The 16,056-nt window shown below is 66.5% G+C and carries 15 protein-coding genes; 8 read left to right on the top strand and 7 right to left on the bottom strand.

Annotation, left to right across the window (positions count from 1 at the left end; all coding sequences use genetic code 11):
• The first annotated feature begins 65 nt into the window (after window positions 1–65).
• From dnaX to recR, 3 genes are all read left to right on the top strand, one after another.
• Complete coding sequence (gene dnaX, locus G3A44_RS05355) at window positions 66–2,222, top strand: DNA polymerase III subunit gamma/tau (protein ID WP_163456477.1); 2,157 nt, start codon at window positions 66–68, stop codon at window positions 2,220–2,222.
• 99 nt (window positions 2,223–2,321) lie between these two features.
• Window positions 2,322–2,648, top strand: coding sequence for a YbaB/EbfC family nucleoid-associated protein (locus tag G3A44_RS05350; protein ID WP_163456476.1), 327 nt, complete (start codon window positions 2,322–2,324; stop codon window positions 2,646–2,648).
• Between the two features lie 16 nt (window positions 2,649–2,664).
• On the top strand, window positions 2,665–3,255 hold the full coding sequence (gene recR / locus G3A44_RS05345; protein ID WP_163456475.1) for a recombination mediator RecR: 591 nt from the start codon (window positions 2,665–2,667) through the stop codon (window positions 3,253–3,255).
• Window positions 3,256–3,270: 15 nt separating this feature from the next.
• Here the strand turns inward: recR and G3A44_RS05340 are convergent, their stop codons facing one another.
• A complete protein-coding gene (locus G3A44_RS05340; RefSeq protein ID WP_239061711.1) occupies window positions 3,271–4,914 on the bottom strand; it encodes a transglycosylase SLT domain-containing protein in 1,644 nt (547 codons plus the stop codon).
• Window positions 4,911–5,687 (bottom strand): hydroxyacylglutathione hydrolase, encoded by a 777-nt coding sequence (gene gloB / locus G3A44_RS05335; RefSeq protein ID WP_163456474.1) that lies wholly within the window; start codon window positions 5,685–5,687, stop codon window positions 4,911–4,913. Before gloB ends, G3A44_RS05340 begins: the two co-directional genes overlap by 4 nt.
• Here gloB and G3A44_RS05330 point away from each other — a divergent pair.
• Both G3A44_RS05330 and rnhA read left to right on the top strand, forming a co-directional pair.
• On the top strand, window positions 5,686–6,546 hold the full coding sequence (locus G3A44_RS05330) for a class I SAM-dependent methyltransferase (RefSeq protein WP_163456473.1): 861 nt from the start codon (window positions 5,686–5,688) through the stop codon (window positions 6,544–6,546). The genes gloB and G3A44_RS05330 overlap by 2 nt on opposite strands.
• On the top strand, window positions 6,539–6,985 hold the full coding sequence (gene rnhA, locus G3A44_RS05325; RefSeq protein WP_163456472.1) for a ribonuclease HI: 447 nt from the start codon (window positions 6,539–6,541) through the stop codon (window positions 6,983–6,985). Before G3A44_RS05330 ends, rnhA begins: the two co-directional genes overlap by 8 nt.
• A 56-nt stretch (window positions 6,986–7,041) precedes the next feature.
• Here the strand turns inward: rnhA and moaA are convergent, their stop codons facing one another.
• The 5 genes from moaA to G3A44_RS05300 form a co-directional block, all read right to left on the bottom strand.
• On the bottom strand, window positions 7,042–8,175 hold the full coding sequence (moaA, locus tag G3A44_RS05320; protein ID WP_163456471.1) for a GTP 3',8-cyclase MoaA: 1,134 nt from the start codon (window positions 8,173–8,175) through the stop codon (window positions 7,042–7,044).
• A gap of 83 nt (window positions 8,176–8,258) precedes the next feature.
• On the bottom strand, window positions 8,259–8,744 hold the full coding sequence (locus G3A44_RS05315; protein ID WP_375138629.1) for a C40 family peptidase: 486 nt from the start codon (window positions 8,742–8,744) through the stop codon (window positions 8,259–8,261).
• A gap of 184 nt (window positions 8,745–8,928) precedes the next feature.
• Window positions 8,929–10,710, bottom strand: a complete 1,782-nt coding sequence (locus tag G3A44_RS05310; RefSeq protein ID WP_163456469.1) for a PhoH family protein — start codon at window positions 10,708–10,710, stop codon at window positions 8,929–8,931.
• Window positions 10,711–10,887: 177 nt separating this feature from the next.
• Entirely contained in the window at window positions 10,888–11,364 is a 477-nt protein-coding gene (locus G3A44_RS05305) for a peroxiredoxin (RefSeq protein WP_163456468.1), read from the bottom strand.
• A gap of 147 nt (window positions 11,365–11,511) precedes the next feature.
• Complete coding sequence (locus G3A44_RS05300; protein ID WP_163456467.1) at window positions 11,512–11,880, bottom strand: Mth938-like domain-containing protein; 369 nt, start codon at window positions 11,878–11,880, stop codon at window positions 11,512–11,514.
• Between the two features lie 172 nt (window positions 11,881–12,052).
• On the opposite strand from G3A44_RS05300, the gene G3A44_RS05295 reads away from it, so the two are divergent.
• From G3A44_RS05295 to thrC, 3 genes are read left to right on the top strand one after another with little or no spacing between them, the layout of a single operon-like run.
• The gene (locus G3A44_RS05295; RefSeq protein ID WP_163456466.1) at window positions 12,053–13,285 is read left to right on the top strand and encodes a pyridoxal phosphate-dependent aminotransferase; all 1,233 of its coding nucleotides are present in this window, start codon (window positions 12,053–12,055) and stop codon (window positions 13,283–13,285) included.
• A 39-nt stretch (window positions 13,286–13,324) separates the two neighbouring features.
• Window positions 13,325–14,635, top strand: a complete 1,311-nt coding sequence (locus G3A44_RS05290; protein ID WP_163456465.1) for a homoserine dehydrogenase — start codon at window positions 13,325–13,327, stop codon at window positions 14,633–14,635.
• Complete coding sequence (gene thrC, locus G3A44_RS05285) at window positions 14,632–16,044, top strand: threonine synthase (protein ID WP_163456464.1); 1,413 nt, start codon at window positions 14,632–14,634, stop codon at window positions 16,042–16,044. Before G3A44_RS05290 ends, thrC begins: the two co-directional genes overlap by 4 nt.
• Window positions 16,045–16,056 lie beyond the last annotated feature (12 nt).

Here is a 16,056-nt window from a genome sequence, read left to right as displayed (position 1 = left end):
CTCCGCTGTGTGCGACCTTGGCGGTCGGGCCGGTCGGCAGCGGGGCGGCCCGTAGAATGGACCGCATGAGTTACGTCGTCCTGGCCCGCAAGTACCGCCCACACCGTTTTGAGCAAATGGTGGGTCAGGACCATGTGGTCAAGGCCCTGACCCATGCCTTGGAGCAGGGGCGGCTGCATCACGCCTACCTGTTCACCGGCACGCGTGGCATCGGCAAGACGACAGTCAGCCGCATTCTGGCCAAGAGCCTGAATTGCACCGGCGCGGACGGGCGGGGCGGGATCACGTCCCATCCCTGCGGCGTGTGCACCGCTTGCCGAGAAATCGATGCAGACCGCTACATCGACTATGTGGAGATGGATGCGGCCTCCAACCGCAGCATCGATGAGATTCGCGAGTTGATCGAGCGTGCGGCCTACAAGCCGACGGTGGGCCGATTCAAGGTCTTCATGATCGACGAGGCGCACCAGCTGACCAAGGACGCGTTCAATGCGCTGCTCAAGACCTTGGAGGAGCCGCCGGAGTACTTGAAGTTTGTGCTGGCCACCACGGACCCGGAGAAGATGCTCCCCACGGTGCTGAGCCGGTGCCTGCAGTTCAACCTGCGCCCCATGGCGCCGCAGACCGTGGCCGAACACCTGGCCCAGGTGCTGGAGGCGGAGGCCGTGCCGGCGGATGCCGGCGCGCTGCGCCTGCTGTCCCGTGCGGCCAGGGGGTCCATGCGCGATGCCTTGTCCCTGACCGACCAGGCCATCGCCTATGGGGCAGGGCGTCTGAGCGAGGAGGGGGTGCGCCAGATGCTTGGCGCCGTGGATCGCCGGCATGCCGAACGGCTGATCGAAGCCCTGGGGCAACGCGACGGGCAGGCGCTGCTGGTGCAGGTGGACGGGCTGCGGCAACTGGGCCTCTCGCCTGCCGGGACGCTCGACGAGATGGCGCGACTGCTGCAGTGGATGGCGATGGCGCAGGCGGCGCCTGATTGCCTGGATGTCCAGGATCCTGACCAGGCTGCGGCCCAGGCCTTGGCGGTTGCCTGGCGCGCTGACGAGATCCATCTGCTCTACAGCCTGGCACTCCAGGGACGGGCCGAGCTGAGCCTGGCCCCCGATGAGTTTGCCGGCCTGTCCATGGCACTGCTTCGGTTCCTGGCCTTCGCGCCGGCCCGCTCGGCAGACGGCAGCCCTGTGATGCTGGCGCCAGCGGTGGAGGTCGCTCCCGCTTCTCCGGGCGGTATGCGGCGCAGCGAGCTGCTGGCCAGCCCTCCGCCACGGATGGAAGTGCCGGTTGCGGCGCCGACTTTGCCGGTCGCAGCCCGGGCGCAGCCACCGGCCCCTTCGGCCACCGTGGCCGTCGATCTGCCCGCGGCATGGCCTTCCGTCCCACCGATGCCCGTCAGCGCCAAGGCCAGCCCTGAGGTGGCGTCTGGCCCTTCCCGTCCGGCTTCCGCAGGACTGCGTGCGGGGGCGCTGCATGCACCTGAGGTCGTTTTGCCGACGGTGGCTGAGGTGCCGCTTGCAAAGCGGGAGGTGGCGTCCCACCCGGCGGCTGTGGCGGTGGCGCCGACCGAGCCCAGGGTGCGTACCGTCGCACGTCCCGCCCCGGCGCTGGAGCCGCCTCCTTGGATGGATGAGGCACCCCCGGCCGAGGAAGAAGGCCATCGGGCCGAGACGCAGCCGCGGCCAGTGGGGCCGGAGCAGGCCATTGGCGCGTCCGCTCCAGGCCGGCTTGGTGCACGCCGGGCACCGGGCGAAGCGCATGAGGGGGCGCAGAACGCTTGCCCGTTGCCCGCCACCTCGCCGCTGCTGGAGTCGAGCGAAGTGGAGCACACGCCTCTGGGGGACCGCTGGGCACAGGAGGTCCGGGCCTTGTCAGAACGCGGTGCGGTGACGGCGCTGGTTCGGGAACTGGCGTTGCAGTCCCAGTTGGTGACGCTGGACGATGCGCAGGGACACTGGCAGCTTCAGACCGAGAGTGACCCCCTGCTGATGCCGGGGCTGGCTGACAAGCTGTCCAGTGCCTTGAGCGAGCAACTCGGCCGGCCGGTGCGCCTCCAGGTCCTCAAAGGGGCGACGGTCGATACGCCGGCGCGCCGGGATGTGGAGGCGGCCCGACTGCGGCAATCTCAAGCCGAGGCCGAAATCCTGGAGCATGAGGGGATCAAGGCCCTGCTGTCAGGCTTCGGTGGTGCCCGGGTCGTGGCCGGCAGCATGCGCCCTGTCTGAGCGGCACAGCCATTTCTTAGCCTGCGATGGCGCTCAGACTTTTGGGGTCTGGGTATCGGTCCGCGGGTTCAACTTGTCAACACTCCAAAGGAAGTCACCATGATGAAGGGTCAACTGGCCGGTCTGATGAAGCAGGCCCAGGCCATGCAGGAAAACCTCAAGCGCGCCCAGGAAGAGTTGGGCAGCGTCGAGGTCGAGGGTCAGTCCGGCGCCGGCCTGGTCAAGGTGCTCATCACCTGTCGCAACGACGTTCGGCGCGTCACCATCGATCCCAGCCTGCTGGCCGACGACAAGGACATGCTGGAGGATCTGGTGGCGGCCGCCTTCAACGACGCAATCCGCAAGGCCGAGTCGGTCAGCCAAGAGCGCATGGGCAAGCTCACCGCCGGCCTGCCGCTGCCCCCCGGCATGAAGATGCCCTTCTGAGCTCCAGGGTGGCCGCATGAGCCAGAGCAGCCGGCTGGACGCGCTGGTGGAGGCCTTGCGGCAACTGCCGGGCATCGGCGCCAAATCTGCCCAGCGGATGGCGTTCCACCTCCTGCAGCACGATCGCCCTGGCGCCCTGGTCTTGTCCCGGGCCCTGGAACAGGCGGTGGTGGCCGTACGCCACTGCGCGCGCTGCCATACCTTCACCGAGGGCGAGGTCTGCGCCCTGTGCCTGGATCCGCGGCGTGAGCCCACGCAGCTGTGTGTGGTTGAGTCGCCTGCCGATCAGGCGGCGATGGAGCGCACCGGCAGCTACCGCGGCCTGTATTTCGTGATGCAGGGGCGCATCAGTCCGCTCGATGGCCGTAGCGCGAGTGATCTGGGCATGGCCGCGCTGATGGAGCGCCTGCGCGAAGGCGTGGTGCAGGAAGTGATCCTGGCCACGAGCTTCACCGCGGAAGGAGAGGCGACAGCCCATGTGCTCTCAGAGGCCTTGCGTCGCCGTGGCCTGCACGTCACCCGCCTGGCCAGGGGCGTGCCAGTCGGCAGCGAACTCGAGTACGTCGACCTCTCCACCATCGCCCACGCCTTGGCAGACCGCCGCTGAGCGCAGCGCAGAGACTCAGCGCTGCGCCACCCGCTCCGACGCCTGGCGCGCCGGTCGGTTGCTGTTCTTGGCGGCCAGCTTGGTGCCCGCCTTGGCACTGGAGCCTTTCCGGTTGGATCCAGAGGCGCTCGTCTTGCCCGTGCCTGCCTTGGCCAGCTGGGTGCCACCAGCGGGAGCAGGACTCAGCCGCACCACGGTGCCGCCCGCAAAGCGGCCATTCACCGACGTCTTGTTCCAGCGGGCCAATTGCTCCGGCTTGAGTCCATGGCGACGGGCGAGTGCGGCCACGGACTCACCGCCCTTGCCCACCCGCACCTGGCGGCCAGTGGCGGCCACCCGTTCGGGCTCCAGCAGCAGCGCCGCGTTGTCGGCCAAGTGCTCGGGCACATCCCGATCGCTGTGCGCCGCGCGCGGCACCAGCAAGGTGGACCCTGCCTTGACCAGCATCTTGGCCGGCAGACGATTGACCTCGCGCAGTTGGCTCTCGGGCATGCCCAGTTGCTTGGCTGCCTCGGCGGGGCGCATCGTCTTGGGCACCACCCAAGCGGTCCAAGAGGCCAAGGGGCCTTCATGGCGCATGAGTGATTGCCTGAAGATCTCTGCGTTGTCGAACGGCAGCAGCAGCTGTTCCGTGCCGGCGGCGAGGATCACCGGCTTGTTGAGCTGAGGATTCAGCCGCAGGAACTCATCATGGCTGATACGGGCCAGGCGCGTGGCCACCGTCACGTCCATGTCCCGGTCCACCGGCACCGTGTCGAAGTAGGGGTGGTTGGGCAGATCCGGCAGTGCCACGCCAAACCGTCCGGGCTCCAGCAGGATGTTCTTGAGCGCTTGCAGCTTGGGCACGTACTGCCGCGTTTCGGCAGGCATGCGCAGCTCAGGATAGCTCAGTCCCAAGCCCTCTTTTTCATTGCGCGCGAGGGCCTTGCGCACATTGCCAGGTCCCCAGTTGTAGGCGGCCAGGGCGAGATGCCAATCGCCGAACTGGTCATGCAGCCGCTGCAGGAAGTCCAGCGCGGCCCGGGTCGAGGCCAGGACGTCCCGTCGGTCATCCCGGAAGATGTTCTGCTTGAGGTCGAAGTCCTTGCCTGTGGCGGGAATGAACTGCCACATGCCCATGGCCTTGGCGGAGGACTGGGCCTGCGGATTGAAGGCACTTTCCACAAAGGGCAGCAGGGCCAGCTCCGCGGGCATGCCGCGCCGTTCGAGCTCCTCGACCACATGGAAGAGATAGCGGCGCCCGCGCTCAGCCATGCGGGTCAGGTACTCCGGTCGGCGGGCATAGAACTGCTCCTTCTGCCGCACGACCTCATCGTCCAGGTCTGCCATCGTCAGACCCAGGCGGATGCGTTGCCACAAATCTTTGGGCTCCGGCGCGCCAGTCGCCAGGCTGACGCCTTCCAGGGCGGGTGCTGGGGAGGTATCCAGGTCGGTACGGAATTCCTGGTGCGCCGGCAATTCAACGGGGGGAGCAGCGGGGGCGCTGACGTCGGGGCCGGCCTGTGGGCCGAGCGTTCCAGCCCAGCTGGACGCCTCCCCGGGGGCTGGCAGCTGCGCGCAGCCCACCAGCACCCACGTCAAGGCCAGGCCGCAGACTGGCCGCCATCCGCGGGCCAGTGCCGCCCGCATCGTGATGCGCTCATGCACGGGAGGTGTCATCGGAATTCATTCTTCCATTGGCGCAGGGCGGCGAATGCCGTCAAGCGGTCGGTTGCGGCCAGGCCGCGCGCCTGCAGGGTGTCCCGCACGCCTGGTGCTTGGGTCCGTAGAAATGGATTGATCCGTAGCTCTGTTTCCAGGAGCGAGGGCAGCGTGGGCCGCCCGTCCGCCCGCAGCGACACGCAGTGCTGCTGGTATTGCCGGACCTCCGCATTGCCCGGGTCTGCTGCCACGGCAAAGCGCAGGTTGGCCAGGGTGTACTCATGGGCGCAGCAGACGCGGGTACTGTCTGGCAACGCTGCCAGGTCATCCAGGGACGCCTGCAGCTGCGCCGGGGTGCCTTCAAAGAGCCGGCCACAACCTGCGGAGAACAGGGTGTCCCCGCAAAACAGCAAGGGCGCCTGCCGCTCCGGCCATGCGACGTAGCTCAGGTGGTCCAGCGTGTGCCCGGGCGTTGCCATCACGTCCAGCCTCAGGCCGCGCCACGACAGTCGTTCTCCCCCTGTCAGTGGGGCGACCGGACCGTGTGCCAGTTCGGGCAGGTGTGGTCCTTCGACTCGGGACTGCGGCCACCGTGCCCGCAGGGCATCCACCCCTCCCGTATGATCCCGATGGTGGTGGGTCAGCAGCATCAGCTCCAGCGCCAGTCCGCGTGCTGACAGGGCCTGCTCCACCACTTGGGCATCCCCTGGATCCACGGCGAGCGCATGCTGGCCGTCATGCAGCAGCCAGATGTAGTTGTCGGCGAAGGCGGGTAGGGCGAGCAGTTCCATGCGAGACAGCGATCAAATTATAGGTTCGACCGCCTGGCTGGATTCCCCGGCCGGCCAGCACCTCCTGGCTTGGGAGCAGGCGGTGCTCGACGATTTGGTTGCCAACCTCTTTGGCTACCATGCGCTCCAGGTGGGCTTGCCAACGCTGGACGCCTTGCGCAGCAACCGCATGCCCCATCGATGGTGTGGCGTTTCGAACACCGGCCAGCAGGCGTGGCCTGGCACGGCCATTCTGGGGGGGGCGGGGGCCCCAGTGGCCTGCAGGCTGCTGCCAGAATGCCTGCCATTTCCGGAGCGCAGCATTGATCTGTGCGTGTTACCGCATACCTTGGAGCTTTGCGAGGATCCGCATGCGGCGTTGGCCGAGGCCGTGCGGGTGCTGAGGCCAGAAGGCCACCTGGTGGTCGTCGGCTTCAATCCGGTGAGCCTGTGGGGGCTGGAGCGCTGGCCACACCGCCATGCCCGTGCGGTGGTCGCTGGCGATGAACTGGCTGGCGAAGGCGGCTGGTTGCCAAGGCGCTGGCTGCTGCCCAACCGCGTGCGCGATTGGCTGCGCCTGCTTAACCTGGAAATGATGCAGACCCGTCAGGGCGGCTACCGTCCGGCCTTCGCACGCCAGGCCTGGCTGGACCGCTGTGCCTGGATGGACCGCGCCGGTTCGCGCTGGTGGCCGTTGCTGGGGGGGGTGGTGGTGCTGCACGCAGTCAAGCGGGTGCGTGGCATGCGTCTGGTGGGACGCATCCGTCCGTCCAAGCTGCGGGCGGCTGCCCCGGCGCCGGCCCTGGTGCGTCCGGCGGCCAGCAGCAGACACGTGCCGGGCTCACCCGACACGGTCGTGCCACACTCGCTCCATGAGTGAAGTGATCATCTACACCGATGGCGCCTGCAAGGGCAACCCGGGTCCGGGCGGCTGGGGCGCCTGGCTGCGCAGCGGCGCCCACGAGAAGGAACTCTGGGGCGGCGAGGCGGCGACGACCAACAACCGCATGGAATTGATGGCGGTCATCGAGGCCCTGCGCTTGCTTAAGCGTCCCTGCACCATAGCGCTTTACACGGACAGCGAGTACGTGCGAAACGGGATCACCACCTGGATCCATGGCTGGAAAAGGCGCGGCTGGAAGACGGCGGACAACAAGCCGGTGAAGAACCAGGCGCTTTGGCAGGAGCTGGATCAGCTGGCGAGCCCCCACCAGGTGAGTTGGCACTGGGTCAAGGGTCACGCCGGTGATCCGGGCAATGAGAGGGCAGACGCGCTGGCCAACCGTGGCGTGGCCCAGGCCATGGGCCGCACCGGTTGAGCTCACGCGCAGCATCCCCATCGCCCTCTGTGGCGTAAGGGGCCCGGCCGGGCTGTTCAGCCGCCGATGTAGTGCATCTCCACCCGGGCTGCGCCGGGTTGGCCGGCCGCAGTCGCTGCCGGAGAGGCGCCTCGCAGTTCGGAGTAGCGGTCCTGCCGTTGGCCCCACACCTGCTGGATCGCGCCGGCCAGTTCTTCTTGGCTGGCACCCTGCCGGATGAGGGTGCGCAGGTCATAGCCTTCGCCGGCGAACAGGCACAGGAAGAGTCGTCCTTCGGTGGACAGCCGGGCCCGGTTGCAGTCCTGGCAAAAGGCCTGGGTCACGCTGGAAATCAGGCCCACTTCGCCTCGCCCGTCCTCATAGGCCCAGCGCTGGGCGGTTTCGCCCGGTGCCGACTCGGCAAGGGGTTGCAGGCCCCAGTGTGCTTGCAGTCGCTCCAGCACACTCGCGGACGGCAACACGGACGCCATGTTCCAGCCGTTGGTGAGGCCGACGTCCATGTATTCGATGAAGCGCAGACTGACCCGGTTGCCGAAATGGTCCCTGAAATACCGGGCCATCGGCACGATCTCCTGATCGTTGACGCCACGCTGCACGACCATGTTGACCTTCAGGGGGGTCAACCCTGCAGCCAGGGCGGCCTCAATGCCCTCCAGCACACGCGCTACCGGAAAGGCAGCGTCATTCATGCGTTGAAACACGGCATCGTCCAAGGCGTCCAGGCTCACCGTGACGCGCCTCAGTCCCGCCTCACGCAGTGCGGTCGCCTTGCGGGCCAACAGGGAACCGTTGGTGGTCAAGGTCAAATCCGGCGCCTCACCGTCGATGGTGCGCAAGCCGGCCAGCATGCTGATCAGGCCTTCCAAGCCTTTGCGCAGCAGCGGTTCACCCCCGGTCAGCCGGATCTTGCGCACGCCGTGTGCCAGGAACACCTGCGCCACCCGGGTCAATTCTTCGAAGCTCAACAGGGATGCCTGCGGCAGGAATGGGTAGTCCGGGCCGAAGACTTCCTTGGGCATGCAGTAGGTGCAGCGGAAGTTGCAGCGGTCCGTGACGGAGATGCGCAGATCCCGCAGCGGGCGCCCCAATTGGTCCGCCAGCAGGCCGGTGGGCGTGACTGGTGCGACACGCTCGACCGAACGTCCCGACGTGGCGCGCCAGTCGGTGATGGCAATGACTTTTTCACCCATGGCGCATTGTCGTCGTGACAGGCGCTTCAAGACCGAGGGCCCGGCCCACGACCTCAGAGAGCGCCAGGAGACTCAGAAAAGTGTCAGGGAGTGGTGCGCTGGCCTTCGCCCGGCATGGGGGCGCGACGTGCACCGTTGAAGCGTTTGGCCCAGTAGGCATCGCGCATGTCTTCGACCCGTACGGCAGCCCCGGTGCGCGGCGCATGGATGAACTTGCCGTCGCCGATGTAGATGCCCACATGGGAGAAGGTGGCCCGCAGTGTGTTGAAGAACACCAGATCTCCGGGCTTGAGGTCTTCCAGGGGAATCGACAACAGACCCGGCGCGTTGGCCTGCTCAGCTGCGCGTCGCGGCAACACCAGTCCAATGCTGTTCTCGAAGATGTGCCGCGTAAAGCCGGAGCAATCGAACCCGGCGTCTGCAGAATTGCCCCCCCGCCGATAGCGCACGCCGATGAAGTCCATGGCGGTAAGGACCAGCTGAGAAGCACCTTCCTGCACCTGACTTAGCAAGGACGGCCGCCCGTCGACGCTCTCCACCAGGCCACTGCTCTGCAGCAGCCGCAGCACTGCGTTGCCCGGGGCGGGCGAGGGCGCTGCCTCGGGCGCTGCCCAGGAAGGGGCCACGCCCGCAAGGCAGACCAGACCGACGCAGGACCAGCGGGCCACACGTTGACGCAGCAAGGAGAGCCGGCTTACTTCACGCATAAGTGCCAGAGGATAGGAGGGCCGCAACGGTTGTGTCAATGCGTTATCACAAGACATCCGAAGCATAGTCGGCCAACCGCGAACGCTCGCCCCGGGCCAGGGTGACGTGCCCGGAGTGGGGCCAACCCTTGAAGCGGTCCACCGCATAGGTCAGGCCCGAGCTGCCTTCGGTCAGGTAGGGCGTGTCAATCTGCGCCAAGTTGCCCAGGCAAACGATCTTGGTCCCGGGGCCAGCGCGGGTGATCAGCGTCTTCATCTGCTTGGGCGTCAGGTTCTGCGCCTCATCAATGATGACGAACTTGTTGAGGAAGGTGCGGCCCCGCATGAAGTTCAGGCTCTTGATGCGGATCTTGCTGCGCACCAGGTCATTTGTGGCGGCACGCGCCCATTCGCCGCCGTGGCCATCCCCCTTGGCCAAAACCTCCAGGTTGTCGTCCAAGGCACCCATCCAGGGGCCCATTTTCTCTTCCTCGTTGCCCGGCAGGAAGCCGATGTCCTCGCCCACCGGCACGGTGACACGTGTGACGATGATCTCGGTGTAGCGGCGCTCGTCCATCACCTGGGACAACCCTGCCGCCAGGGTCATCAGGGTCTTGCCGGTGCCGGCGGTACCGGTGAGCGTCACAAAGTCGCAGTCCGGATCCATCAGCAGATTGAGCGCGAAGTTCTGTTCGCGGTTGCGCGCCACCACGCCCCAGACCGAGTTCTTCGCATGCCCGTAGTCGCGGATGGTCCGCAGCACGGCCGACCGGCCGCTGACCTCGGCGACCCGGGCGTAGAGCGGCGCTTCGCCAGGGTTCTCCAAATAGACAAACTCGTTGACCAGCAGGCTTGGCACGGTCGGCCCACTGACGCGGTAGTGGGTGGCTCCCGCAGTGCTCCAACTCTCGATCGTCTTGCCGTTACGTTTCCAGAAGTCCGACGGCAGGGCCTGCACCCCGGTGTAGAGGAGGTCGCCGTCGTCCAACGTCTTGTCGTTGAAGTAGTCCTCAGCCGCCAAGCCCAGCGCACGGGCCTTCACCCGCATGTTGATGTCCTTGGAAACCAGTACCACCTCGCGGCCGGATTGCTGCAGCTTCAGCGACTGCACAACGCCCAGGATCTGGTTGTCTGCCTTGCCCTGCGGCAGACCGGCTGGCAGCGGGGCGTTCAGGAACTGCGTCTGGAAAAAGAGCTTGCCCGTGGCTTCCTTGTGGCCGGTCTTGGCCAACGGGATGCCGTCAGCGGGATCCAGGCTGCTGTCGGCGGCCAAGGCGTCAAGTTCCCGGCTGACCTGCCGCACGTTGCGGGCCACCTCGCTCATGCCCTTCTTGTGGCCGTCGAGTTCCTCCAACGTGATCATTGGCAGGTAGATGTCGTGCTCATCAAAACGGTAGAGCGACATCGGGTCGTGCATCAGGACGTTGGTGTCCAGCACGAAGAGCTTGTTGGCCAAAGGGGCGGTGGCCACCTTGGCGGCGGACTTGGCGCCCGTCTTGGCGGCAGGAGCGGGGCGCGTGGGTTTGGTGGCGCGGGCTTCCTGGGGGGAGGGGGCTGGGGCCTTCGCGGTGGACACCTCGGCGGGCGGCTGCGGGAGCGCGGTCGGCGCCGGGGCAGCAGTGGCCGGTGAGGTCACCGGGGAGGTTGGCGCCCGCGCCGGGGTCTTGCGGCTGGGTTTGGGCGTCGGGTTCGATCCTCCGCGTGGTGCCTGTGCGCTCGCCCCCTGGGACTTGCGTCGGGCTGGCGGCGCAGCTTGGGTTGCCGGGCTGGTGGCCTCCAGGCTCGCAGGGGTTGCGGATGCCGGAGCCACTTGGTCGGCGCGGGCTTTGGGTGGCTTGGGCAGGGGCATGGTAAAGGGGTGAAGAAGACGGAAATGAAAAAAGCCGCTTGGCGGGTGCCAAGCGGCCTGTCGGTCAGATCATCTTCGCGCCGCAGAAGGACACTGCGGTCGCGCGAGGCACTCGCGCGGAGTGCATAAGAGGAACGCCATGGCGCCAAGCTGCCTGCCGGGCGCGGGTGTCGTGCATCAGGCGGCGGCCCGCAGCTCCTGGACGGCCTGGAGCACTTCCTCCACATGGCCGGCCACCTTGATGCCGCGCCACTCGGCGCGCAGCACGCCCTTGGCATCGATCAGGAAGGTGGAGCGTTCGATGCCCTTGACCTTCTTGCCGTACATGATCTTGTTTTTGACCACGCCGAACATGTGGCAGAGCTTCTCTTCGGTATCTGCGATCAGCTCGAAAGGCAGGCCGAGGCCCTCCTTGAACTTCTCGTGGGACACCATGTTGTCCCGGGAGACGCCAAACACCACGGCACCGGCTTGGGCGAACGCCTCATGCTGGTCACGGAACTGCATGGCCTCGGTCGTGCAGCCGGGGGTATTGTCCTTGGGGTAGAAATAGAGGACCACCACCTTGCCATGGAAAGCCTGGTGGGTGAACTTCACGCCTCCGGTGGCTTGGGCTTCGATTTCCGGCAGGGGTTTGTTGAGGGCAGGCGTCATGTGATGTGGGGGCAGTGCTCAGGCGCCAATCCGGCCTAGCCTGCAATTATAGGTTGTTTGACCGGATGGTCAGACGGTACCGTGGCGCAGTTCTTGGTCAAAGGCTCATGACAGGAGCCTTGAAAGGTGGCCCGGGCCTGACGGCGATCAAAGAATGAACGCGCCCACTGCGCGGCGTCCTTCATTGACCAGCACGTTGTAAGTGCGGCAAGCGGCTGCGGTGTCCATGAGCTCGTAGCCGATGCGTGCCTCGATCAGGGGGCGCAACACGCTGGCGGACAGGAAGCGCTGACGGGCTCCCGTACCCAGGATCACCAATTCGGGCTGCAACGCCACTAGCGCCTGCAGGTGGTCGGCCTGGATGTCCTCGGCCTGACGCGCCGGCCAATCGGAGACGGCCCCTTGCCAGGGTACGACCACCCCATGCTCGAACGGCTGTAGAAGTACCCAGATTCGTCCGGTTTCCAAGCGGGAAACGGCGTTCACGCCATCCAGGCGGTCAGGCTGGAATTTCAAGCGATTGCTCCGATGAAACAGGTTGTAACGACTCTCGGAACCCTGGGGTGCGGAAGGCCGCTTTGGGTGGCCCGTGCCGCCCTTTTGGGTGATTGGCAGGCCTATGGTTTAATTATAAGTTTTCCGCTCACGCTGCCGCGGCCTGCCCCGGCGCGCCAAACAGGAGTCCCGCTTGAAGCCGGTCGCAAAGTCCAGCAAGCTTGCCAACGTCGGTTACGACATCCGTGGACCGGTGCTGGACAAGGCCCGTCAGATGGAGGACGAGGGCCAGAAGATCATCAAGCTCAACATCGGCAACGTGGCGGCCTTCGGCTTGCTGCCCCCCGACGAGATCGTGCAGGACATGATCCGCAACCTGCCGTCCCAGGTGGCGGCGGGTTACACCGATTCCAAAGGGCTGTTTGCGCCTCGCAAGGCCGTGGTGCACTACTGCCAGGAAAAGGGCATCCGTGGCGTGACCGTGGACGATGTCTACCTGGGCAACGGGGCGTCGGAGCTGATCTCGATGAGCATGAACGCGCTGCTGGACGGCGGCGACGAGGTGCTCATTCCCTCTCCTGACTACCCGCTCTACACGGCCGTGGTGTCGCTTTCGGGGGGCACACCGGTCCACTATCGCTGCGACGAGTCCTCGGGGTGGATGCCCGACCTAGACGACATGCGGGCCAAGGTGACGCCCAACACCAAGGCGCTGGTGCTGATCAACCCGAACAATCCCACCGGCGCCTTGTACCCGCGCGAGGTGTTGGAGGGCATCGTGGAGATCGCACGTCAGCATGGGCTGATCGTGTTCGCCGACGAGATCTACGACAAGACCCTCTACGACGGCGAGACCCACACCAGCATCGCCTCCCTGGCCGATGACGTGCTGTTCCTGACCTTCAATGGCCTGAGCAAGAACTACCGTTCTTGCGGCTACCGCGCCGGCTGGATGATTGTGTCGGGCAACAAGAAGCAGGCGGCCGACTACATCGAGGGCCTCAACATGCTGGCCTCGATGCGGCTGTGCGCCAACACGCCGGGCCAATTGGCCATCCAGACGGCCCTGGGCGGCTACCAGAGCATCAAGGACCTGGTAGCGCCCGGCGGTCGCCTCACCCGCCAGCGTGATCTGGCCTACGAACTGCTCACCCAGATTCCCGGTGTCAGCGTGGTCAAGCCCAAGGCGGCGCTCTACATGTTCCCGCGGCTGGATCCGCGTCTCTATCCCATCGAGGACGATCAGCAGTTTGCCTACGAGCTGCTGGCGCAGGAGAAGGTGCTCATCGTGCAGGGTACGGGCTTCAATTGGCCCCAGCCGGACCACTTCCGTCTGGTCTTCCTGCCCAACACCGACGATTTGACGGAGGCGATCACGCGCATCGCCCGGTTCCTCGATGGCTATCGCAAGCGCCACGCGCGCTGATTTCCCGTTTTTCTTTCTGTCCCCTAGATCCACTCCACCATGAAACCCATCCAGGTCGGCCTTCTGGGCATCGGTACCGTCGGCTCCGGCACCTTCAAGGTGCTGCAACGCAACCAGCAGGAGATCCTGCGCCGTGCGGGCCGTGGCATTGAGATTGCCATGGTGGCGGATCTGGACACCGAGCGCGCCAAGGCTGTGGTGGGCGACGCCGCCCAGGTGGTGGGCGACGCCCGCCAGGTGATCGCCAATCCCGACATCGACGTCGTGGTCGAGCTGATCGGTGGCTACGGTATCGCCAAGGCCCTGGTGTTGGAGGCCATCGCCGCCGGCAAGCACGTGGTCACCGCCAACAAGGCGCTGCTGGCCGTGCATGGCAGCGAGATCTTCGCCGCCGCCCGCGCCAAGGGCGTGGTGGTGGCCTTCGAGGCCGCCGTGGCCGGTGGCATCCCCATCATCAAGGCCCTGCGCGAAGGACTGACCGCCAACCAGATCCAGTGGATCGCCGGCATCATCAACGGCACCACCAACTTCATCCTCTCGGAGATGCGTGACAAGGGCTTGGACTTCAGCGTCGTGCTGAAGGAAGCCCAGCGCCTGGGCTACGCTGAGGCCGACCCTACCTTCGACATCGAAGGCGTGGACGCCGCCCACAAGGCCACCATCATGAGCGCCATCGCCTTCGGCGTGCCGGTGCAGTTCGACAAGGCCCATGTGGAAGGCATCACCAAGCTGCAGGCGGCCGACATCCGCTATGCCGAGCAGCTGGGCTACCGCATCAAGCTGCTGGGCATCACCAAGCGCCGCGCCGAAGGCATCGAGCTGCGCGTGCACCCGACCCTGGTGCCGGCCAAGCGCCTGATCGCCTCGGTGGAAGGCGCCATGAACGCCGTGGTGGTGCAGGGCGACGCCGTGGGCACCACCATGTACTACGGCAAGGGTGCGGGCTCCGAGCCCACCGCCAGCGCCGTCGTGGCCGATCTGGTCGACATCACCCGCCTGGCCACGGCCAACCCCGACCACCGCGTGCCGCATCTGGCCTTCCAACCCGATGCCCTGGCTGACACGCCGATCCTGCCGATCGAGCAGGTGCAGACCGCCTTCTACCTGCGCCTGTGCGTGGCCGACGAAGCCGGCGTGCTGGCCCGCATCACCAGCATCCTGGCGGAGAACGGCATCAGCATCGACGCCGTGCTGCAGCGCGAGAGCGCCGACGGCGAGAAGCAGACCGACCTGATCATCCTGACCCACGACACCATCGAGGGCCAGATGCGCCAGGCGCTGGCCGCCATGCAGGCCCTGCCCACCGTGCTGGCGCCCATCGTCAGCCTGCGCAAGGAGGAGCTGGCGTGAAGTACATCAGCACCCGCGGCGACAAGACTGAACGCGCCTTCTGCGAGATCCTGCTGGAAGGGCTGGCGCCTGACGGCGGCCTGTACCTGCCGGTGGCCTACCCGAAGGTGGACGCTGCCACGCTGGCGCGCTGGCGCAGCCTGTCCTATGCGGACCTGGCCTTCGAGATCCTGTCGCTCTACATCGACGACATCCCCGCCGCCGACCTGCGCACCCTGGTGGGCCGCGCCTACAACGCCGAGGTGTTCGGCACGCCCGAGATCGTGCCGGTGCGCCGGCTGGGTGACTCGGGCGTGCTCGTCGAGGCCCTGTCCAACGGCCCCACGCTGGCCTTCAAGGACATGGCCATGCAGCTGCTGGGCCAGTTGTTCGAGTACGAGCTGGGCCGCCGCGGCGAGGAGCTGAACATCCTGGGCGCCACCTCGGGTGACACCGGCAGCGCCGCCGAGTACGCCATGCGCGGCAAGAAGGGTGTTCGCGTGTTCATGCTCAGCCCGGCCGGCCGCATGAGCCCCTTCCAGCAGGCGCAGATGTACAGCCTGCAGGACGAGAACATCCACAATATCGCCGTCGAAGGTGTGTTCGACGACGCGCAGGACATCGTGAAGGCCGTGTCGAACGACCTGGCCTTCAAGCGCCAGTACAAGATCGGTACCGTCAACTCCATCAACTGGGCCCGTCTGCTGGCCCAGGTGGTGTACTACTTCGCCGGCTACTTCCAGGCCACGAAGTCCAACGACGAGCGGGTGAGCTTCACCGTGCCCTCGGGCAACTTCGGCAACGTCTGCGCCGGCCACGTGGCCCGCATGATGGGCCTGCCCGTCGACAAGCTGGTGGTGGCCACCAACGAGAACGACGTGCTCGACGAGTTCTTCCGCACCGGCACCTACCGCGTGCGCGGCAGCGCCGAGACCTACGAGACCTCCAGCCCCTCGATGGACATCTCGAAAGCCTCGAACTTTGAGCGTTTCGTCTTCGACCTGCTGGGCCGTGACGGCGCGCGCACCAAAGCGCTGTTCGGCGACGCCATCGCCCGCGACGGCGCCTTCAGCATCACCACCGACGAGCATGCCGCCATCGCCGGCTACGGCTTCCAGTCCGGCCGCAGCACGCACGCCGACCGTCTGGACACCATCCGCAGCACCTACGAGCGCTTCGGCGACCTGATCGACACCCACACCGCCGACGGGGTGAAGGTGGCCTTCGAGCGGGTGGCCGCGGGCGTGCCGATGATCGTGCTGGAGACCGCGCTGCCCGCCAAGTTCGCCGAGACCATCCGCGAAGCGACCGGCCAGGAGCCGGGTCGTCCCGCCAAGCTCGACGGCATCGAGGCGCTGCCCAAGCGCTTCACCGTGATGAAGCCCGAGACCGCCCTGGTCAAGGCCTACATCGAACGGCACTGCGCCTGAGCACGGCGGTGC

The organism is Ideonella livida (assembly GCF_010499455.1).
In the GTDB taxonomy this organism is placed as follows: Bacteria; Pseudomonadota; Gammaproteobacteria; order Burkholderiales; family Burkholderiaceae_C; genus Ideonella; species Ideonella livida.
This window is presented reverse-complemented; position numbering and strand designations above follow the sequence as displayed.